This window comes from Micromonospora sp. NBRC 110037 (genome assembly GCF_001652995.1).
Lineage (GTDB): Bacteria > Actinomycetota > Actinomycetes > Mycobacteriales > Micromonosporaceae > Micromonospora > Micromonospora chalcea.
In genome coordinates this window covers 1,476,586-1,495,939 of record NZ_BBVA01000002.1, presented here as the reverse complement: position 1 = coordinate 1,495,939, position 19,354 = coordinate 1,476,586, and the positions used below count along the sequence as shown (strand labels likewise).

At 75.5% G+C, this 19,354-nt stretch carries 20 protein-coding genes; 12 read left to right on the top strand and 8 right to left on the bottom strand.

The annotated features are described in order from the left end of the window. Positions 1–42: 42 nt before the first annotated feature. The 5 genes from A4R25_RS05745 to A4R25_RS05725 are packed head-to-tail and all read left to right on the top strand — an operon-like array spanning position 43 to position 7,123. Positions 43–1,743, top strand: coding sequence for a sugar ABC transporter permease (locus A4R25_RS05745; protein ID WP_231915434.1), 1,701 nt, complete (start codon positions 43–45; stop codon positions 1,741–1,743). Between the two features lie 47 nt (positions 1,744–1,790). Next, positions 1,791–2,342: a hypothetical protein gene (locus A4R25_RS05740; RefSeq protein WP_064445869.1), complete on the top strand. Its 552-nt coding sequence runs from the start codon at positions 1,791–1,793 to the stop codon at positions 2,340–2,342. Positions 2,343–2,354: 12 nt separating this feature from the next. Continuing rightward, complete coding sequence (locus tag A4R25_RS05735) at positions 2,355–2,900, top strand: hypothetical protein (protein ID WP_064445868.1); 546 nt, start codon at positions 2,355–2,357, stop codon at positions 2,898–2,900. 8 nt (positions 2,901–2,908) lie between these two features. Beyond that, positions 2,909–4,330, top strand: a complete 1,422-nt coding sequence (locus tag A4R25_RS05730) for a hypothetical protein (RefSeq protein ID WP_064445867.1) — start codon at positions 2,909–2,911, stop codon at positions 4,328–4,330. 48 nt (positions 4,331–4,378) lie between these two features. After that, positions 4,379–7,123 carry an AAA family ATPase gene (locus tag A4R25_RS05725; protein WP_064445866.1) on the top strand — a complete coding sequence of 915 codons (2,745 nt, stop codon included), beginning with the start codon at positions 4,379–4,381 and terminating at the stop codon, positions 7,121–7,123. A 25-nt stretch (positions 7,124–7,148) separates the two neighbouring features. Here A4R25_RS05725 and A4R25_RS05720 read toward each other — a convergent pair whose 3' ends face one another. Beyond that, entirely contained in the window at positions 7,149–7,727 is a 579-nt protein-coding gene (locus A4R25_RS05720; RefSeq protein ID WP_064445865.1) for a TetR/AcrR family transcriptional regulator, read from the bottom strand. Between the two features lie 70 nt (positions 7,728–7,797). Between A4R25_RS05720 and A4R25_RS05715 the strand changes: the two genes are divergently transcribed. Then, positions 7,798–8,343: a hypothetical protein gene (locus tag A4R25_RS05715; protein WP_064445864.1), complete on the top strand. Its 546-nt coding sequence runs from the start codon at positions 7,798–7,800 to the stop codon at positions 8,341–8,343. A 3-nt stretch (positions 8,344–8,346) separates the two neighbouring features. Here A4R25_RS05715 and A4R25_RS05710 read toward each other — a convergent pair whose 3' ends face one another. From A4R25_RS05710 to A4R25_RS05695, 4 genes are all read right to left on the bottom strand, one after another. Then, a complete protein-coding gene (locus tag A4R25_RS05710) occupies positions 8,347–9,585 on the bottom strand; it encodes a low temperature requirement protein A (protein WP_064445863.1) in 1,239 nt (412 codons plus the stop codon). 104 nt (positions 9,586–9,689) lie between these two features. Further along, a complete protein-coding gene (locus tag A4R25_RS05705; protein ID WP_064445862.1) occupies positions 9,690–10,532 on the bottom strand; it encodes a Sir2 family NAD-dependent protein deacetylase in 843 nt (280 codons plus the stop codon). Further along, on the bottom strand, positions 10,529–10,816 hold the full coding sequence (locus A4R25_RS05700) for a DUF1905 domain-containing protein (protein WP_064445861.1): 288 nt from the start codon (positions 10,814–10,816) through the stop codon (positions 10,529–10,531). Before A4R25_RS05700 ends, A4R25_RS05705 begins: the two co-directional genes overlap by 4 nt. Before the next feature lie 4 nt (positions 10,817–10,820). Then, positions 10,821–11,462, bottom strand: coding sequence for a DUF998 domain-containing protein (locus tag A4R25_RS05695; protein ID WP_064445860.1), 642 nt, complete (start codon positions 11,460–11,462; stop codon positions 10,821–10,823). 133 nt (positions 11,463–11,595) lie between these two features. Here A4R25_RS05695 and A4R25_RS05690 point away from each other — a divergent pair, with 133 nt between their 5' ends. Continuing rightward, positions 11,596–12,879, top strand: a complete 1,284-nt coding sequence (locus A4R25_RS05690; RefSeq protein ID WP_064445859.1) for a histidine kinase — start codon at positions 11,596–11,598, stop codon at positions 12,877–12,879. Beyond that, positions 12,867–13,526: a response regulator transcription factor gene (locus tag A4R25_RS05685; protein ID WP_043323831.1), complete on the top strand. Its 660-nt coding sequence runs from the start codon at positions 12,867–12,869 to the stop codon at positions 13,524–13,526. Before A4R25_RS05690 ends, A4R25_RS05685 begins: the two co-directional genes overlap by 13 nt. Positions 13,527–13,533: 7 nt before the next feature. Here A4R25_RS05685 and A4R25_RS05680 read toward each other — a convergent pair whose 3' ends face one another. Then, positions 13,534–13,956, bottom strand: a complete 423-nt coding sequence (locus A4R25_RS05680; protein WP_043323829.1) for a thioesterase family protein — start codon at positions 13,954–13,956, stop codon at positions 13,534–13,536. Between the two features lie 72 nt (positions 13,957–14,028). On the opposite strand from A4R25_RS05680, the gene A4R25_RS05675 reads away from it, so the two are divergent. Then, entirely contained in the window at positions 14,029–14,772 is a 744-nt protein-coding gene (locus A4R25_RS05675) for a hypothetical protein (protein WP_064445858.1), read from the top strand. Positions 14,773–14,779: 7 nt separating this feature from the next. On the opposite strand, the gene A4R25_RS05670 is transcribed toward A4R25_RS05675, so the two are convergent. Further along, on the bottom strand, positions 14,780–15,085 hold the full coding sequence (locus A4R25_RS05670) for a DUF1330 domain-containing protein (RefSeq protein ID WP_043323825.1): 306 nt from the start codon (positions 15,083–15,085) through the stop codon (positions 14,780–14,782). 165 nt (positions 15,086–15,250) lie between these two features. On the opposite strand from A4R25_RS05670, the gene A4R25_RS05665 reads away from it, so the two are divergent. Further along, positions 15,251–16,213: a hypothetical protein gene (locus A4R25_RS05665; protein WP_064445857.1), complete on the top strand. Its 963-nt coding sequence runs from the start codon at positions 15,251–15,253 to the stop codon at positions 16,211–16,213. Between the two features lie 40 nt (positions 16,214–16,253). Beyond that, positions 16,254–16,586, top strand: a complete 333-nt coding sequence (locus A4R25_RS05660; protein WP_043323822.1) for a putative quinol monooxygenase — start codon at positions 16,254–16,256, stop codon at positions 16,584–16,586. A 52-nt stretch (positions 16,587–16,638) separates the two neighbouring features. On the opposite strand, the gene A4R25_RS05655 is transcribed toward A4R25_RS05660, so the two are convergent. Beyond that, complete coding sequence (locus A4R25_RS05655; RefSeq protein ID WP_064445856.1) at positions 16,639–17,484, bottom strand: S1 family peptidase; 846 nt, start codon at positions 17,482–17,484, stop codon at positions 16,639–16,641. Positions 17,485–17,866: 382 nt separating this feature from the next. On the opposite strand from A4R25_RS05655, the gene A4R25_RS05650 reads away from it, so the two are divergent. Then, entirely contained in the window at positions 17,867–19,318 is a 1,452-nt protein-coding gene (locus A4R25_RS05650) for an endo-1,4-beta-xylanase (RefSeq protein ID WP_064445855.1), read from the top strand. The last annotated feature ends 36 nt before the right edge of the window (positions 19,319–19,354 follow it).

Below are 19,354 nucleotides of genomic sequence, written 5' to 3'. Positions count from 1 at the left end.
CGCGACGGCCGTGATCGTCGATCTTCGAGGGTGGATGTCCCGATGAATCAGCCGGCAACACCGCAGGCGCCAGCACCCCAGCACACCCAGCCGAACCGCCCGGCGCGGACCCTGATCGGGCTGGCGCTGATCGTCCCGGCCGTGATCGCCTGGGTCTGGTCGTACGTCCTGCCCACCCTGTCCACAGTGGCCCGCAGCTTCCAGGGTGACGGGCCGCGCGGCTCGGGCGAGTCGGCCGGTACGGCGAACTACGAGGCCGCCCTCATCTCCGGCTTCGCCGGGCAGGTCGGGTTCGCGGTGCTGCTCGCCCTGATCCCGCTGGCGGTGGCGCTGCTCGCCGCGCCGCTGCTCGCAGTCCTCGCCGACCGGGCCGGCCGGGTCGCCCGCCTGGTCACCCGGGGCGTGCTGGCGCTGCCGCTCGCCGCGTACGCGCCGGTCGCGGTGTACCTCGGCCGGCGCGCCGAGGGCATCGAGGACGGCACCCTCACCCAGGATCTGCAGTCCCCCCGGACGTTCCTCGTCTCGGCGCTGGCACAGGTGACGTTCGGGCTGGTCGTCGCGGTGGCCGCGACGCTGTACCTGAGCGCCCTGCGCCGGCGGGACCCCGACCAGCGGCCCGCGCCCGCCATGCTGACCGTCGGCGGGCTGCTCGGCCTGGGCGTCCTCGCCGCCGCCCTGCAGACCTACACCGCCCCGGTGATCCTGACCGGCGGCGGGCCGCGCGGCGAATCCACTGCGACGCCGGTGTTCACCGCCGTGCAGACCACCTTCCGGACGATGCGCTTCGGTGTCGGGTCCGCCACGTCGACGCTGCTGCTGGTGCTGCTCGGGCTGCTCGGGCTGGCCGCGGCGGCGCTCATCCTGGCCACCCGGCTGCGCATCGAGTTCGACGGCTGGCGGGACGGCCCGGCCGTCCGGGAGGCGGAGTCCTTCACCGGCCGCCGGCCGCTGCTCGTCGGGCTGACCGCTGTCGCGCTCGTCGTCGTCCTCGGCGTGACCGTCTGGGCGTCGCTGCCGTGGCTGCGGAACTTCTCCGCCGACACCGGGCCCCTGCCCAAGGGGGTAGAGACGGCGAACCTGTTCGCCAACACCTGGGTGCCGCCGCTGCTGTCCACACTCGTCGCGGTGACGGTCGCGGCGCTGGCCGGTTTCGGGATCGGCGCGCTGCGCCCGCTGGGGCGCTGGAGCGAGCTGCTGCTGGTGCCGTTCGCGCCGTGGTTGTTCGTCGGCGCCGGCCCGCTGGCCATCGCCAATTTCGAACGCACGACGGAGCGCGAACAGCTGGGCCTGTTCCTCGGCCTGGTGCCGCCGACCTGGCTGTCGGTGCCCGCGCTGTTCGCGTTCACGCTGCTGTTCCGGGGCCAGCACGAGCGGTGGCGTTCCGGCGGCGGCGCCGGCCGTACGCTGCTGCTGCCGGCGCTGCCGATGCTGGCCGTGACCGCGTTGCCGACCTGGCTGGCACACGCCCAGTCGCCGTTGTGGTCGATGCTCGTGGGCCGGGGCCCGGACAGCCTCACCGCTCCCGCGCTGGTGCAGATGATCGCCGGCCGCGCCTTCGGCGCCGGGGGCGAGCTTCCGCTGGGCCTGGTCCTGCCGCTGCCCATGCTGATCCTGTTCGTGGTGTTGTTCGTCGCGCTCATGGTCGGCTACCTGGATCGGCTCGCCGTCCGGGTGGGGCGGCGCGGCGGCCCGGACACGCCGCCTACCGGGGCGCGCGAGCCTGCCGCCAAGGTCACCGCATAGGGAAACCCCCGATTACCGGCGGTGACGTCGCGCCTAGCGTCGCAGGCATGGCAACTGACGCGCTCACACCGGCCCGGACCGCCCGTCTCCACCGCGCCCGCCTGGCGCTGCCCCTGTTGCTGCTCGCCCTGCTCGCGCCGGCCGGGTGCGACTCCGGCGGCGACGTGCTCGACGGAGGCGCGGCCGACACCGTGGCGGGCGAGGACGGCGGCGACACCGACGCGGGCGCGGTGGACGACGTGCGGCCGCCGTGCCCGTTCACCGCCGCCCAGGTCTCCGAACTGGTCGACCGGAAGCTGCGCGACGAGGGCAACTGCTCGTTCGGCGACGGCATCGCCCAGCTGGCGGTCACCACGGCCTCGGCCACCGCCGGCAAGGCCACCTACGACTACCAGCACGAGCAGGCCGGCCAGCAGTACGAGAAGGTCATCGACCTGGACCGGGGCGAGCGGGGCTACCTCGCGGTCAAGGACGTGCGCGGCGAGGCGGTGCTGATCGACGGCAAGGGCACGTACACGGTGACGATCAGCAGCTTCGGCGGCGGCACCGCCGGCAACGAGCAGATCCTGCGCCGCACGCTCGACGCGATCCCGGCCTGAGCGGGGGCCGGCATGCGAACCCGTCGACTGATCGCGCTCGCGTTGACCGCGACATTGTTCACCGCGCCGGCCGGTTGCGGCGGCGACGAACCGCCGGCCGCCGGTTCCGCCGCGCCCGGCGCGGGCTCGCCGGTCGCGGACCCGACCGGGGAGGCGCCGGCCGAGCCGAGCGCCGAACCGGTGGACGACGCCGCCGGGCCGGACGCCTGCGCGCTGGTGTCCAAGGCCGACGCCGAACGTCTCGCCGGCACGCCCCTCGACGAGCCGGTCGCCGCCGGGCAGTCGTGCACCTACACGGGGCCGACGAGCGGGCCGACCGCCCAGGTCGAGGTGTTCGTGGGTGACGGCGCCAAGAAGTACCTCGACATCGAGCGGCAACTCGAGCACGAGATCCGTGAGCTGGCCGGCACTGCCGACGAGGCCCTGCTCACCGCGGAGGCGTTCTTCCTGCGCAAGGGCGACCTGTGGGTCGCGGTGCGGCTGGTGCGGCTCAACGACCCGCAGGAGAACCGGGCGCCGCTGGAACGGCTCGCCCGTACCGTCGCCGGCCGGATGTGAGGCGGCCGGTGCGCGGCCGTCGGCTGCTCGCGGCCGGCGTGGCGGCGCTGCTGGCGGTGACCGGCTGCGGCGGCCCCACGCCCGGCCCGGCCGACGCGGCCGACGACGGGCAGCCCCGGTACGGGCAGGCGCCGGCGCCCGGGAAGGACGTCACGCTGCAACCGGACGTGGTGCTGGTCGGCGGCGGCAGCCGCACCGTGCGGTCGGTGAGCCCGGACGGGCTGACCTGGCGGCTCGACCCCGGCGCGCGCGACGCCGACCGGCTCGCGCCCGGCCGGGTCATGTTCCTCACCGGGCGCGGCGTGGGCCGGGTGCTCGACCTGGCCGAGGAAGGCGGCGACCTGGTCGTCACGATCGGCCCGGTCACACTCACCGAGGTGATCCGCGACGGCACGTTCGGCGGGGACGACGTCACCCTCGACCAGCCGACCGTCTACGTAGCAGGCGAGCCGTCGTGGACCCGGGACGCCGCGGCGGCCGGCGGCACGCTCGGCCGATCCCGGCCGCTCGCCGTCGCGCCCGCGCAGCCGCCGCCCGCGCCGGGCGGGCAGGCCGCCGCGAGCGCCCACGGCTACCGGGTACGGACGTTCTGCTGCGCCGGTGGCGTCGGCACGCACTTCACGTACGACGACGGCGGCGTCCGGCTCGCCGGCACCGTCACGCTCACAGTCGGCCGCCCGGCCGCGTCGTTCCACCTGGCCATCGGCGCGGGCAAGGTGACCCGGGCCGAGCTGGAGATCGGCGGTGGCTTCGGCATCAAGGTGGACTTCACCGCCGGCGTCGACGGCGGGCAGAACCACCGCAGGACGTTCCCGGTCCCGGTCGACATCGCGTTCCCGATCGGGCTGGTCGCCGGCCTGCCGCTGTCGTTCACGGTGAGCCAGACGCTGGAGGTGGCCACCGCGTTCGGCGCGAAACTGGGCACGTTCCGCGGCTCCGGCGAGTACGCCCTCGCCGGCAAGCTCGGGTTCGGCTACGCGAACGGCCAGGTGGGCTCGCGCGTGACGGAGGGCTTCGCGCGCCGGGTGAGCCTGCTCGACTCGCTCACCGGCGTGCCGGTCGGCGTGATGGGGCTGGTCGTCCGGCACGGCGTGCGGTTCACCATGGGGATCAGCGCGTTCCTGTTCACCGCCGGCATCTGGTTCGAGCTGGTCACCTCGTACGGGGCCACGATCGGGTCCGCGCTCGGCGCCCCGTACGCGGTGTGCCGGGGCGTCGGCCTCGGCGTACGGGCGAGGTTCGGCATCGGCTACCGCATCCTGGAACCCGTCGTCCAAGTGATCAACAAGTTCCTCAGCCTGCTCAGCCCGTCCCGGGCGCCCCGGATCCCGCCGATCGCGGCGACCAGCGGGCCGAGTTGGAGCGCCGACGTCTACCGCAACCAGGAGGTGATCCCGCCCGTCTCGATATGCGGACAGGTTCCGGGCTAGGCCGCGCCGACGCTGGGTTCGGGGGCGCGGCTGTGCCACCATCCCGCCATGGACGCCGCACTGGTCGGCCGCGACGCGGTCGTCGAGCGGGTGTGGCGCGCCCTGGCGGCGGGCACTCCGGTGCTCCTCGACGGTCCCAGCGGCATCGGCAAGACGACGCTGTGGCGAGCAGTGCTCGACCACGCCCGGCGCACCGGCTGGCGGGTGCTGTCCGCCGCGCCCACCGAGGCCGAGAGCGCGTTGCCGTACGCGGCGCTGGCGGACGTGCTGCGCCCGCTGGCCGACGCGCTACCGGGGCTGCCGGCGCCGCAACGCGCGGCGGCCGACATGGTGCTCCTGACCGGCGAGCACGACGGCGCGGCGGTCGACGAACGGGCCGTGGGCGCCGCCACCCGCACCCTGCTCGACGCGGCGGTCACGGACGCGCCCCGGCTCCTGCTCGCCGTCGACGACCCGCAGTGGCTGGACCTGCCGAGCGCCCGGGCGCTGCGGTTCGCGCTGCGCCGGCTGTCCCGGTGGCCCGCCGTCCTGGCCACCCACCGCACCGGCGAGACCCCGGCGACGCCGGTGCCGCTCGGGCTGGACGACGACCCGACCGGCCGGCACCCGCTGCTGCGCGCCGACGTACCGCCGCTGCCCGCGCCCGACCTGCACCGCATCCTTCAGGCCCGCCTCGGCGGCACGCTCAGCCGCCCGCTGGTCGAGCGGCTGGCACGCGACGCCGACGGCAACCCGCTGCTCGCCGTCGAACTGGCCCGGGCGGTGCTGCGGCTGCCCCGCCCGCCCGCGCACGACGAGGACCTGCCCGTACCGTCGTCGCTGCGCCGGCTGCTCGCCGAGACGCTGCGGGCGCTGCCCGGCCCGAGCCGGGAGGCGGTCCGGCTGGCCGCGCTGCTGACCGTGCCGGACATGCGGGACCTGACGGCGGCGGGCATGCCGCCCGGCGCGCTGGACGCGGCGGAGGACGCCGGGCTGGTCGTGGTCACGCCGAGCCGGATCAGCTTCGCCCACCCCCGGTACGCTGCGGCGGTCCGGGAGAGCATCCCGCCGGGAGCCCGGCGGCGCCTGCACGCGGTGCTCGCCCGCGCGGTCGCCGACCCCGACGAGCGGGCCCGGCAACTGGCCCGGTGCGCTGTCGCGCCGGACGCGGACGTCGCCGCCGACCTGGCCGCCGCGGCGGCCCGGCAGCGCATACGCGGCGCGCCCGCGCTCGCCGCCGACTGGTACGCCCGGGCGGCCGAGCTGACCCCGCAGGCCGCCACCGCCGACCGCAACCGGCGTCGCCTCGACGCGGTGCAGTGCCGCATCGACAGCGGGGACTACGCGGCGGCCGGCCGGGCCGCCGAGGCCGCGGCCGAGGAGCTGACCGGCGCCGAGCGGGGTGAGGCGCTGCTGTTGCGCGCCCTCGTCGCCTGGTGCGCCGACGACCTGGTCACCGCCGTGCGCGTGGCCGAGCAGGCGCTCGCCGCGGCCGGGCCGGACGGGGACCTGGCCGGGCGGATCCACACGCACCTGACGATGTTCCACGACCAGCCGGAGGCCGCGCGGGCGCACGCGCGGGCGGCGATCGCCCGGCTCTCCGACCGCGACGACCACCGCCCGCTGTTCACCGCCGCGCTGCTGCTGTTCTTCTTCCACGAGGTACGCGCCGGTGGCGAGGCGCCGACCGGCCTGCTCGACCGGGCGCTGGCGCTGGAGGCCGGCGAACCGTCCTACCTGGCCGGCTCGGTGCCGGCGATCTGGTGGAAGGCCGTCGACGACCACGACCGGGCCCGGGCCCGGCTGCACCTGATGCTGGACCGGGCGGTGGCGCGCGGGGACGACCCGCTGCGGCACGAGGCGCTCACCCACCTCGGCGAGACGGAACTGCTCGCCGGGCGGTTCGCCGAGGCCGGTACGCACATCGCAGACGCCCGTGACCTGGGTGAGCAGCTCGGCACCGGCCTGGTGGGCGAGAGCTGGCTGGCCGGCATGCTCGACGCGCACCGGGGCCGGCTGGCGCGGGCGGGTGCCACCGCCGCCGGGCTACGTCGCGACGACGACCTCGGCGACGCGTGGAGCCGCCGGCTGCACCACCAGCTCACCGGGCTGGTGGCGCTCGCCTCGGGCGAGTGGGTCACGGCCGCGGCGGCGTACGGCTCGCTCGCGGCCGACCTGGACGGTTCGGGCATCGTCGAGCCGCTGGGGCAGCGGTTCGAGCCGGACTGGATCGAGGCGTGCGTGGGCGCCGGTGACCTGGACACCGCGCACGCGGCGCTGGACCGGCTGGCCCGGCGGCACGCGCGGCTGCCGCGGCCGTGGACGACGCTCGGGCTGGCCCGCAGCCGGGTGCTGCTGGCCGGCGCGACGGGCGCGGACCCGGGCGAGGCGCTGGACGCGCTGACGCAGGCCCGGGCCACGGTGCCGGAGGCGGTGCTGCCGTTGGACCGGGCCCGCTGCCTGCTCGCGGCCGGGCGGGCGTACCGGCGGGTGCGGCGGCGGCGGGAGGCGCGGGCGGCGCTCGACGCGGCGGTGGCCGAGTTCGACGCGCTCGGCGCGTCCGCGTTCGCCGACCGGGCACGGGCGGAGCTGGGCCGCATCGGCGCCCGCACCCCGGCCCCGACGGCGCTCACCGCGACGGAGGAGCGGGTGGCCCGGCTCGCCGCCCGGGGGCAGACGAATCGGCTCATCGCCGACGCGCTCTACATCAGCCCGAAGACGGTCGAGGCGAACCTGGCCCGGGTCTACCGCAAGCTGGGCATCGCCAGCCGCGCCGAGCTGGGCGCGGCGATGGGCCGGCGTCCGGGCGACTGAGTCGCTCAGGACGCGGCCGGGGCGGTCAGGGCGCGGCGAGCGTGTCCAGGTGCGCGCCGAGCAGCGCCCGGGCGCGCGCGGGTGGCATCCGCTCGGGGTGCAGCAGCGCGTGCAGCGCGAGCCCGTCGAGCAGGGCGTGCAGCCCGGCGACCGCCTCGGGGTCGGGGGCCGGTTCCCCGGTGAGGAGGCAGACGGCGAACTCGGCGGCGCGGCGGATGCCGTCGTCCGCCTCGGCCATCCGGGATCGCGCGGCCGGGTCGGTCTGGGCGCGCGCGGCGAGCAGCAGCCACACCTCGGCCTCGCGGACGCGCTGCCGGTCCAGCGGCAGCAGGTGTTCCAGCACCCGCTGGGCGACCTCGTGGGGGCTGCCGGTCCGGTCGTCGGCGGCGATCCGCTCGGCCGCCTCGGCCTGTACGTGCTCCATGGCGAACACCAGCAGTTCGGTCTGGGTCGTGAAGTAGTGCCGCAGCGCGCTCGGTGACCAGCCCGCCTCGGCCGCGATGCTGCGCACGGTGGCGGCGCCGACGCCGTCGCGGTAGACGACCCGCCACATCGCCCGCGCCAGCTCGGCACGGCGCGCGTCGTGGTCGACGATCTTGGGCACGGGCCCCTCCGGAACCTGGTCGACGAACGCTGCTACGGTTATCGCACAGCGTACTAAAAAAGGAGGCCGCATGCTCGTGGCAGTGATCGTCGGATGCGAGGTGGCGTTCTGGGTGGTGCTGCTCGCCGGGCTGATCGCCCGGTACCCGCTGCGCCGGCCCCGCCTCGGCGCGGCGCTGCTGATCGCCGTGCCCGTGGTCGATCTCGTGCTGCTGGCCGCCACGATGATCGACCTGCGCCGGGGCGCGACAGCCACGTTCGCCCACGGCCTCGCCGCCGCGTACCTCGGGTTCTCGGTGGCGTTCGGACACAGCATGGTGCGCTGGGCCGACGAGCGGTTCGCGCACCGGTTCGCCGGCGGGCCTCCCCCGCGCCGGGCCCCGAAGTACGGGATGGCGCGGGCCCGGCACGAGTGGCGCGAGTGGGGCAAGGGCATGATCGGCTGGGCGGTCGCCTGCGCCGTGCTGCTCGGCGGCATCGCCCTGGTCGGCGACGGCGAGCGCACCGCCGAGCTGTGGGCGTGGGCCGGCCGGCTCACCGTGGTGATGGCGGGCTGGCTGGTGTTCTGGCCGGTCGCGTACACCGTCTTCCCGAAGCGGGCGCCGCGCGACGCGTGAGGCTCACCCTCCGCCCCCGGCGACCCGGCCTACCGGCTGATTCGCCGACCGCCCGGCGGCGGACGGCTCACCGCGCCGATCGACGGCGATCGCGACCAGCAACAGCCCGGCCAGCGCCGCCAGCGCCAGCGGCGGCGGCAGCGCCGTCCCGAGCGCGGCCAGCGGCAACGCCGCACCGGCGACGGCCAGCCGGGCCGCTCCCACCGGCTGACCGGTCAGCCGCCGGAACAGCAGCCGTCCGGCCAGGTAGACGGCCGCGCCACCGAACAGCGCCACCGCGGCCGAGCGGTTCAGCCGGGGCCCGGCCTCCGGGTCGGCGACGTGCTCCAGCACCTGCTCGATGCCGAGCGCCAGGTAGATGACGCCGGCGACGAGCAGCAGATGGGTCTGGCTGTAGGCGTCCGCGGCCATCCGGTCCCGACGCGCCGCCGGTGCGGCGGCGAGCGCCCGGGCCGCCTCCGGGGACGTGCTGCGGAAGTAGAGCCACCAGAGGCAGACGGTCACCACGAAACCGACGAGCGCCACGGCGAGGACCGACGGCTCGGTGACCGCCGAGGCCGCGCCCACTCCCGCGGCCACCACCGACTCCCCCAGCGAGATGATCAGCACCAGGCCGTACCGCTCGGCGAAGTGCGTCGGGCTGCGCAGCGGCCAGGCGCCCCGGCGGGCGTACGACAGCCGCTGCCCGGCCACCTCGACGGCGAAGCCCAGCACCCACAGCGCCGCGTGCGCGGCACCGTCCAGCAGCGCGCCGAGCAGCAGCGGCACCCAGCCGACGGCGCTGACGCACGCGAAGAACCGGATCCGGGCGCGCAGTTCCGGGTCACCCGCCGCGGCCCAGTGGAACAGCGTCAGGTGCACCGCGCGCAGCACCACGTAGGCCAGCACGACGATCAACGGACCGTCCAGCCCCGGGCCCGGCGTCCACGCCTGCGGCATGGCGAGCGCGGCCAGGAACAACGCGGCCATCGCGACCAGGAACCCGCCGCGCACCACCCCGACGTCGGCGGGCGTGTGGTTGCCCAACCATGTGTACGACAACCACGCCACCCAGAGCAGCACGAGCAGGAGCAGGCCCTTGGCCATCCCCGCCGGGGTCGGGTGCGGCTCGATCAGCGCCATGATCCGGGTGAGCGCGAAGACGAAGACCAGGTCGAAGAAGATCTCGAAGGGCGTGACCCGGCGCTCGTCCGGCCCCGGCCGGGGCGCGCGCGGCCGTCGTCGCACCCGTTCGCGTCCCACGCCCGCCGCCCTCCGCCGGTCCACCTCCTGCGCCGACGGTAGGCGGCGCAGGGCGGGCGATCGGGCGATTCCCGGGATCACGCCGGGCTTGGCCTGCGGTCAGTTCAGCCGACCGCGTCGTCCGGCCAGGCGGCGCGGACCAGCGCGGGCAGCACCTCGCCGGCCGGGCCGCGCAGGTTCACCGCGCAGATCGCGTCCAGCGGCGTCGGTACCGGGTTCACCTGCACCACCGGCGCGCCGAGACGGGCCGCGACGAGCGGGATCTCGGCGGCCGGGTGCACGAGCGCGGAGGTGCCCACCGTCAGCAGCAGGTCGCAGCCGGAGGCCGCCTCGACCGCCGCGTCGAGCGCGGCCGACGGCAGCGCCTCGCCGAACCACACCACCCCGGGCCGCACCGGCGCGCCGCAGTCGACGCACGCGGGCGGGTCCAGCGGCCCGTCGTGCGCCTCCGGCGCATGCGATTCCGCCCCGCCGTGCGGTTCCGCCCCGCCGTGCGGCTCCGGCGGACCGGCGGACGGCGGCAGGTCCGACGGCAGCGGCGCGGGCCGGGCGCAGGCCGAGCAGCGGGGCGCGAACAGGCTGCCGTGCAGGCGTACCGGGGCGGGCACGCCGCCGCGCTCGTGCAGGTCGTCGACGTTCTGGGTGATCACCACGGTGTCCGGCAGCCGGGCCGCGATCGCCGCCACCGCCCGGTGCCCCGGGTTCGGCTCGGCCCGGCGCACCCCGCGCCGGCGTGCCTCGTACCAGCCCCAGACCAGCGCCGGGTCGGCGCGGAACGCGGCCGGTGTCGCCAGCTCCTGCGGGTCGTAGCGTTGCCACAGCCCGGTCTGGGCGTCCCGGAACGTCGGCACGCCGCTCTCGGCCGACATGCCGGCCCCGGTGAACACCACCGGCCGGCGCGCGGCGGCCAGCAGCCGGCCCGCCTCGGCCAGCTCCGGCCCGGTCACACGTCCACCGTCAGCCGCACGTCGACCCGGTCACCCAGCTCGATGCCCTCGGCCCGGCGCGCCGCGACCCGCAGCGGCACCACGTACCGGCCGTCCTTGGGCCACAGCGACGTCCGCCAGTCGGTGCCGCCGATGCGGACCGTCACCGGGATCATGCCCCAGCCGTAGGTGACCGACGCCGATGCGGCCTCGATCGCCGCGCTCTGCTCGTCGGGCACCGTGACGAAGTGGTACGGCGCCGGGCCGCGCCAGAACCACACCTCGCCGCTGAACACCAGCTCCATCCGGTCAGGATAGGGGCCGGGACCGACGGAACCCGAGCAGCCGCAGCCCGGCCGCCGTCACCCAGGCGAACAGCGGGAACACGGCGACACGCTCCATGCCGCCCACGCCGATGCCGGCGTCCACCCGGGCCAGGAACAGCACGGTGCCGGCCAGCCCGAGCAGACCCAGGACCGCGCTGACGGTCCGCAGCTCACGCAGCAGCGGCGACCGGCCGAGCGCGGCGGCCAGCAGCGCCGCGTTGCCGAGCGCGAAGACCAGCAGCGCGCCGAGCACGTGCAGGTTCTCGTCCACGTCGGCCGGGTAGAGACCGGCCAGCACGTACCCGGACCCGGCGGCCACTGCCGACGCCACGGTGACGGTCGCGGCGCGGCCCGGGCGCAGCGCCCGGCGCGCGAGCAGCGCGCCGACCGCGAGCAGCAGCCCGGCGGCGACGAACACGGCGTTCATGCCCGCGTGCCACGGTGAGCAGACCGGACGCGGCCGGCTGGTGTCCCACACGCCGCAGGTCACGTTGCCGAGGTCGCTGATGTTGTGCTCGGCCCAGCTGAACCGGGGCTGGTCCCAGGCCAGGCCGACGAGGACGTTGGCGGCCAGGAACGACACGGCGGCGAGCAGCCAGCAGGCGCCCGCGAGACGGTTTCTCACCCGACGAGTGCACGGTCTCGGGGCGCCCCGGCGCACGGGGCGTGGCGGGCCGGTTCGAGGTAGGGCCAGACCTACCCGGGAAGCGGGGTCCAGCCGGCTGGGAAGCACGGTGTGGCCTGGCTAGCGTCGGGCCATGACCGTTGATCACGGGTTGGCCGGCGCGTTGCGCCGCCGCCGCTACCTGCTGTCCGCGTGGCCGTGGCGGGCCCTGGCGTACGCCGTCACGACCCTGCCCCTGGCCGGCACGGCGGCGCTCGGCGCGGCGGTGGTCGCCGCGCCGCTGCTGCTGGTGGCCGGCGCGCTGCGGCGGGGCCGCCCGGTCGACGCCACGGCGCTGGCGGTGCTGGCCGTGCTGGCACTGACGGTGGTGGCGTTCGCGCCGCTGGCCGGCGCGCCGGTGGCGGCGGTCGAGCGGTGGCGCCTCGGCCTGGTCGACGACCGCCCGGTGACCGCGCCGAAATGGCGGGGACTCGTCGCCCGCTTCACCACCGCCGACGGGTGGCGGGAGGGCGCGTACCTGGCGGTGCTGGGTGTGGCGGTGCCGCTGGCGTACGGGATGTTCGGTCTGCTCGTGCTGCTGGACGTGGCGCTGGTGGCCGGTCCGTGGCTGGCCGGCGGCGAGGACCGCATCGTGCTGATCTGGGCCACTGTCGACTCCCCCGCCGAGGCGGTGCCGTACGCGGTCGCCGGTCTGCTGGCGGTCCCCGCGCTGGTCTACCTCGCCGGGCTGCTCGTCGCGGCCCAGGCGGCGGTGGCTCGCCTGCTGCTCGACGACGCGCCCGGCGGGACGGCGCTGCGCGAGGTGACCCGGTCCCGGGCCCGCCTGGTGAGCGCCTACGAGGCCGAGCGCCGCCGCGTCGAGCGGGACGTGCACGACGGCGTGCAGCCGCGCCTGACCAGCCTCACCCTCCAGCTCGGGCTGGCCCGCCTCGACGTGCCGGACGGCTCCCCGGCGGCGAAGCCGCTCGCGGCGGCGCACGAGCAGGCCAAGGAGCTGATGGTGACGTTGCGCGGGATCGTCCAGGGCATCCGCCCGCAGCAGCTCACCGAACTCGGCCTGGCCGCCGCCGTCGGTGATCTGGCCGCCCGGTCGGTCGTCCCGGTCACCGTGCACGCCGACCTGACCCGCCCGGTGCCGGACCTGGTGCAGACCACCGCCTGGTACGTGGTCTCGGAGACGCTCGGCAACGTGGCCCGGCACTCCGGGGCGACCCGGGCGCAGGTGCGCCTGATCCGCGACGAACGACTGCTGGTGGTGGAGGTGCGCGACGACGGCCGGGGCGGCGCCGACCCGGCGCGCGGCACCGGTCTGACCGGGCTCGCGGACCGGGTGGCGGCGGTGGACGGGCGGCTGCTGCTGTCCAGCCCGCCCGGTGGGCCTACCCTCGTGCGGGTGGAGCTGCCGTGCCGTCCGTGATCCGGGTCGTCCTGGCCGAGGACGAGGTGCTGCTCCGGGAGGGCCTGGTGGGCCTGCTGACCCGGTTCGGTTTCGCGGTGGACGCCGCCGTCGGCTCCGCCCCGGACCTGCTCGACGCGGTCCGCACCCACCGGCCCGACCTGCTGGTGACCGACATCCGGATGCCGCCGCAGCACCGCGACGACGGCCTGCGGGCGGCGGTCGCGCTGCGCGCCGAACGCCCGGACCTCGCCGTGGTGGTGCTCAGCCAGCACGTGCAGAGCGGGTACGCCGCCGCGCTGCTCGACAGCGGCGACGGCAACCGGGTCGGCTACCTGCTCAAGGACCGGGTGGCGGACGTCGAGGAGTTCGCCGCGACGCTGCGCCGGGTGGCGGCCGGCGGCACCGCCGTCGACCCGGACGTGGTGCGGCACCTGCTGCGCCGCCCGCGCGACCCGCTCGGCGCGCTGTCCCCCCGTGAACGGGAGGTGCTGGGCCTGGTCGCCGAGGGCCACTCCAACAGCGCGATCGCGGCGCGGCTGCACGTGACCGAGGCGGCGATCGGCAAGCACGTGGGCAACATCCTGGCCAAGCTCGGCCTGCCGCCGGACGAGGACACCAACCGGCGGGTGCTGGCAGTGCTCGCCCACCTGCGCGCGGCGGGCTGACCGGGCGCTACAGGCTCATCGGCGCGGGGTCGGTGGCCAGTGCCCGGAACCGCTCGCGCGGGTCGGGCACCAGCCGCCGTTCGGCGAGGTCGAGCAGGCCGCCGACGCCGGACACCGAGGCGACGGGGGTGCCGTCCGCGCGGGTGAACTCCTGGCCGATCCGGAACGTCTTGCCCTCGCCCCAGTGGAACTCGCAGGTCACGTCGACCTCGTCGCCGCCGCGCAGCTCCCGCAGGTAACGCACAGTCACCTCCAGCGCGACCGGTCCGACGCCGCCGGCGATCAGCCGGTCCTGGCCGATGCCGGAGGCGCGCAGGCACTCCCAGCGGGCGTGCTCGGCGTACTGGAGGTAGACCGCCTGGTTGAGGTGCCCCTGCGTGTCGAGTTCGTAGCCGCGCACGGTGACGCGCACCCGGAACGGATCTGCCATGCCGGCAGCCTAACCAGCGGCGCGGCGGTAATCGGCGTGCGGTCCGGGCCGCGCGGCTCTAGCCTCCCCGGCGTGACTCTGGAGATCGTGACCCTGGCGCAGCGGCCCGACCTGGCGCCGCTGCTCGACACCGACTTCGACGGCGCCTGGCCGCCGTTCATGCTCTGGGATCCGATGGGCGCGCTCTACTACGGCGTCGCACACGAGACGTACCCCGAGTTCGTCTTCGCCGCCGTCGACCCGGCCGAGCCGGGCCGGGCCGTCGCCCGGGGCTACGCGGCGCCGTTGCGCTGGACGGAGGACGAGCTGCCCGACGGCGGCTGGGACCGGGTGATCCAGCGGGCCACGCTCGGCCGGCTCACCGGGTCCACCCCCAACCTGGTGTCCGCGCTGGAGATCTGCGTGCGCCCGGACCGGCGCGGCGGCGGGGTGTCCGGGCTGATGCTCGCGGCCATGCGCGCGGCGGTGGCCCGCGCCGGGTTCGACACGCTGGTGGCGCCGGTGCGCCCGAACGGCAAGGCCGACGCCCCGGACGTGCCGATGACCGAGTACGCGGCCCGCCGCCGCCCCGACGGTCTGCCGGCCGATCCGTGGCTGCGGGTGCACGTGCGGGCGGGCGGGGTGATCGAGCGGGTCGCGCCCCGGTCGATGACGGTGACCGGGACGCTCGCGGACTGGCGGCGCTGGACCGGGCTGCCGTTCGACACCTCCGGGCCGGTGCGGGTGCCTGGTGCGTTGACGCCGGTGCTCGTCGACGTCGACCACGACCACGCCGCGTACGTGGAGCCCAACGTGTGGGTACGCCACCGGCTCTGACCGGTCGTCAGGCCGGCCAGGCGTGACCGATCCCGTCGAGCAGCAGGACCACGCCCTCGGTGGCCGCCTCCCGGTCCCGGGAGATCTCCCGGTACTCCGGCGAGGTGGACCAGCGCTCGAAGTCCTCCCGGCTGTCGAACGACAACAGCACCGCCTTGTGGTGCGGCCACTCCCCCTCGACCACGCGCGGGCTGGTGTCGGCGGCGAGCAGCCGACCGCCGTAGCGGGCCAGCACCGGCGGGAAGGCGGCGGCATACCTGTCGTAGCGCGCCCGGTCGTGGATGGTGAGCTGCGCGAGGGCGTAGACGGTCACCGGCTCAGGCTACCGACCGCCCGAGCGCTCCGGCCTCGTCCGTCGGGCCGGATCCGCCGCCTCCGCGAGCCGGGTCGACTGTCCGGTGTGCTCTAGCCATTATGGCTCTGACCTGCGAATACTGGTAGCAGGTCCGGGCGGCGTGGGGGAAAGAGGTGGGGCAGGATGATCGAGCAGGAGACCCAGCCGGAGGCCATACCCGAGCCCCGGAACACGCCGGAGGGCGGGCCGTCCCGGCCCGCCACGCCGGTTCCCGGCGCGGTGTGGCAGGTCCGCGTACGGACCAAACTCGACGACCTGTACCAGCAGCTCGCGGTGCTGTCCGCGCGCGACCCCGATCGGGCCGAGGCGCTGCGCGCGCAGCTGTCCCGGGTGGAGGTGGTGCTCGGACGCAGCGGCGTGGTCGAGTGGTTGCGCGGCGGCAACCTGGAGTACGCGTGGCAGACCATCCACTCGGTGGAGCGGGCCATGGTGGGGTTGCGCAGCCCGGACGAGCTGGCCGGGCTGCTGCCGGCGTACCGCAGCGCGGCGGCGCAGGTGCTGCCGGCCGACGACAAGGTGCTCAGCGACCTCGACACCGCGACCGGCGGGGTGCCCGTGGAGTTGCTGCGCGCCCGGGTGCAGGCGCTGCTGCTGCGCTTCCACTCCGCGTCCGACGAGTTCCACGAGTCGGCGCGGCGGCTGCGCAACCGGATGCTGGGGCTGTCGGTGTTCGCGCTGGTGGCGGAGATCCTCGTGGTGCTGGTGCAGTGGCTCAGCCACGACGTCCGGCTGCTGGAGGCGCCGACCGACGCCGGTGGCGTACCGGCCTGGCGGCTGCTGTTCTTCGTGCTGATCGCCGGGGCGCTCGGCGCGTTCCTCAGCGCGCTGCCGTCGATGATCACGTCCCGGTCCGGCGGGCTGCCCTACAAGCTGCCGTTCCAGCAGGGGCTGCTCAAGCTCGCGGTCGGCCCGCTGGTGGCGGTGGTCGGCATCATGCTAGTCATCGGCGGCCTGGTGGAGACCAGTGTGAGCAGCACCGCCGCGCTGCTGGGCCTGGCCATCGTGTTCGGCGCCGGGCAGCAGGCGGTCACCGCGTTCGCCGACCGGCGGGCGGCCGAACTGCTCGGCCCGGCGGCCAAGAGCTGATCGGGCGCGGGTCACCGGCGGCCCTGGGTAGCCTGATCCCATGATCTTCATTACCGCCAAGTTCCGGGTCCGCCCCGAAGACGCCGACAACTGGCCGCGGATCGCCGCCGACTTCACCGCCGCGACCCGGGCCGAGCCCGGCTGCCTGTGGTTCGACTGGTCCCGCAGCCTGGACGACCCGACCGAGTACGTGCTGGTCGAGGCGTTCCGCGACGACGAGGCGGGCGCGGCGCACGTGCAGTCGGAGCACTTCCGCGAAGCCCAGCGCACGCTGCCGCCACACCTGGCCGAGACGCCCCGGATCGTCAACGTGACGGTGCCGCAGCAGGACTGGTCGCGCCTGGGCGAGATGGCCGTACCCGGCGACGCCTGACCGGACGGCGCAACTGCGCGCGGGCGGCGCGGCGGGCCGCCCGCGCGGCCGGTCAGGGGATGGTCAGGCCGTAGGCGGCGAGGATCTCCAGGATCGGCTGGTAGTAGCTGGTGCCACCGCTCGTGCAGTTGCCACTGCCGCCGGACAGCACGCCGAGGACGACGCCGGTCGCGGCCACGTAGAGCGGTCCGCCGCTGTCCCCCGGCTCGGCGCAGATGTTCGTGCGGATCAGCCCGGTGACGCTGCCCTCGGCGTAGTTGACTGTGGCGTTCAGCCCGGTGACGGTGCCGCACCGTACGCCGGTGGTGGCGCCGCTGCGGCAGACCGCCTGCCCGACGTACGCGCTGCCGGCGGCGGTTACGGTGACCTGCCCCGGGTAGGTGTGGATCGCGCCCGGGTGGGCGGCGGTTCCGGTGTAGCGGACCACGCCGTAGTCGTTGCCGGGGAAGCTGCTGCCGGTCCGGCTGCCCAGCACCGTCGTGCGGGCGCTGTCGGCGTACCAGGTGGCGGCGAGGCGCGTGCAGTGTCCGGCGGTGACGAAGTACCAGGTGGCGCCGCTGCGCACGTTCGCGCCCAGTGAACAGCGCCCGCCGCCGCCGTAGATCGCCTGACCGCCGGCGATGAGCGTACGCAGCCGCCCGGGTTCGTGGCGCAGCACCGCGCCGGCCCGGGCCGCGGTCCGGCGCAGCGCGGCCAGCTCGCTGCCGCGTACCGTGTCGTCGGCGGTGACCGTGAGCCGGCCGGTGGCCGGGTCGTGCTCCCAGGCGGTGCCGGGCGTGCGGATCCCGGCGAGCGCGGCGGGCCCGGCCGGTGGAGTGGCGACGCCGGCCCGGGCGACCGCCGGAGCGCCGGTCAGCAGGACGGCGAGGACGAGTACGACGAGCGCGGGTCGGCGCATCCTCCGGGACCTCCTCCATCGTCTACGGTCGATTGGCACAGCATCAGCCCGCGGGCGCGATCCACTCAACCGGCAGAACCGGCGATTCCCGAAACTTCCGGAGTCGCGGCCGGCGGTGCGCGCGCCCGTCCCCCCGCGCCCGCCCTCGGATTCCCGCCCTCCACCCGCCACCGCGTGCCCCGATGTCGATGCATCGAGGTGATTAAGTTTTCGGAACGCTTCCGGTAGGCTCCGGGCAGAGATTCGCTTCGATCCACTCACGATGTGCCGGGGAGTCGCTCCCCGAGTTGGCGCGGCCACCGGGCGACCGCGCGGAGCCGACATCGTGGCGGGCGGTGGCCGAGGCGAGCCGATCCCATTGACAGGCTAGAGAGGCGTTCAGATGGACAAGGTGCTCGCCCGCGGCAGCGGGAGCGCGGCAGCCCGGTCACGCCCGCGGACCGCTGTGGTCGCGATGGTGGCGGGGGCCGCGATGGTCGCCGCCACGATAGCGGTGGCGACCAGCGCCAGCGCCGGCACGACGCTCGGCGCGTCGGCGGCGGAGCAGGGCCGGTACTTCGGCACGGCGGTGGCGGTGAACAAGTTGTCCGACAGCACGTACGTCGGCATCCTGAACCGCGAGTTCAACATGGTCACCGCCGAGAACGAGATGAAATGGGACGCCACCGAGCCGTCCCGGAACCAGTTCAACTTCACCAACGGCGACCGGCTCGTCGCGCACGCCCAGGCCAACGGCATGCGGGTGCGCGGCCACGCGCTGCTCTGGCACCAGCAGCAGCCCGGGTGGACGGGAAGCCTGTCCGGCAGCGCGTTGCGCGACGCGATGATCAACCACGTCACCCAGGTCGCCACCCACTACCGGGGCAAGATCCACTCCTGGGACGTGGTGAACGAGGCGTTCGACGACGGCAACAGCGGCGCCCGCCGCAACTCGAACCTCCAGCAGACCGGCAACGACTGGATCGAGGCCGCGTTCCGTGCCGCGCGCGCCGCCGACCCGGGCGCCAAGCTCTGCTACAACGACTACAACATCGACAACTGGAGCTGGGCCAAGACCCAGGGCGTCTACAACATGGTGCGGGACTTCAAGTCCCGGGGCGTGCCGATCGACTGCGTCGGCCTCCAGTCGCACTTCAACAGCGGGTCGCCGTACCCGAGCAACTACCGCACCACGCTGCAGAACTTCGCCGCGCTCGGCGTCGACGTGCAGATCACCGAGCTGGACATCGAGGGCTCCGGCAGCAGCCAGGCCACCTCGTACGGCAACGTGACCCGGGACTGCCTGGCCGTGGCGCGCTGCAACGGCATCACCGTGTGGGGCATCCGCGACACCGACTCGTGGCGGGCCAGCGGCACCCCGCTGCTGTTCGACGGCAGCGGCAACAAGAAGCAGGCGTACACCGCCGTGCTGAACGCGCTCAACGAGGGCGGCACCCCGCCGCCCACCACCGCGCCGCCGACCAGCACCCCGCCCACCTCGACGCCGCCGACCAGCACGCCGCCGACCAGTGAGCCGCCGACGACGACTCCGCCGCCGCCGACCGGCGCCTGCACCGCCACGATCACCACCAACCAGTGGCCGGGCGGCTTCGTCACCAACGTACGGATCACCGCGGGTTCCAGCGGGCTCAACGGGTGGACCGTGTCGCTCACCGTGCCGTCGGGCTCGGCGGTCACGAACACCTGGAGCGCCCAGGCCAGCGGCACCACCGGCGCGGTGACGTTCCGCAACGTGGACTACAACCGTCAGGTCGGTGCCGGTGGCACCACCGAGTTCGGATTCCAGGGCACCGGCACGGCGCCCTCCGGCACGCCGGCCTGCGCGGCCGGCTGACAGTCGGCGCGACCCGGCACGGGAGCACCGTGCCGG

Excerpts from the sequence above, each read along its gene's own strand:
- A4R25_RS05660 (WP_043323822.1), top strand. The coding sequence starts at position 16,254 with ATGATCTTCATTACCGCCAAGTTCCGGGTCCGCCCCGAAGACGCCGAC.
- A4R25_RS05745 (WP_231915434.1), top strand. The coding sequence starts at position 43 with ATGAATCAGCCGGCAACACCGCAGGCGCCAGCACCCCAGCACACCCAG.
- A4R25_RS05650 (WP_064445855.1), top strand. The coding sequence starts at position 17,867 with ATGGACAAGGTGCTCGCCCGCGGCAGCGGGAGCGCGGCAGCCCGGTCA.
- A4R25_RS05665 (WP_064445857.1), top strand. The coding sequence starts at position 15,251 with ATGATCGAGCAGGAGACCCAGCCGGAGGCCATACCCGAGCCCCGGAAC.
- A4R25_RS05740 (WP_064445869.1), top strand. The coding sequence starts at position 1,791 with ATGGCAACTGACGCGCTCACACCGGCCCGGACCGCCCGTCTCCACCGC.
- A4R25_RS05655 (WP_064445856.1), bottom strand. The coding sequence starts at position 17,484 with ATGCGCCGACCCGCGCTCGTCGTACTCGTCCTCGCCGTCCTGCTGACC.
- A4R25_RS05690 (WP_064445859.1), top strand. The coding sequence starts at position 11,596 with ATGACCGTTGATCACGGGTTGGCCGGCGCGTTGCGCCGCCGCCGCTAC.
- A4R25_RS05700 (WP_064445861.1), bottom strand. The coding sequence starts at position 10,816 with ATGGAGCTGGTGTTCAGCGGCGAGGTGTGGTTCTGGCGCGGCCCGGCG.
- A4R25_RS05735 (WP_064445868.1), top strand. The coding sequence starts at position 2,355 with ATGCGAACCCGTCGACTGATCGCGCTCGCGTTGACCGCGACATTGTTC.
- A4R25_RS05725 (WP_064445866.1), top strand. The coding sequence starts at position 4,379 with ATGGACGCCGCACTGGTCGGCCGCGACGCGGTCGTCGAGCGGGTGTGG.
- A4R25_RS05680 (WP_043323829.1), bottom strand. The coding sequence starts at position 13,956 with ATGGCAGATCCGTTCCGGGTGCGCGTCACCGTGCGCGGCTACGAACTC.
- A4R25_RS05715 (WP_064445864.1), top strand. The coding sequence starts at position 7,798 with ATGCTCGTGGCAGTGATCGTCGGATGCGAGGTGGCGTTCTGGGTGGTG.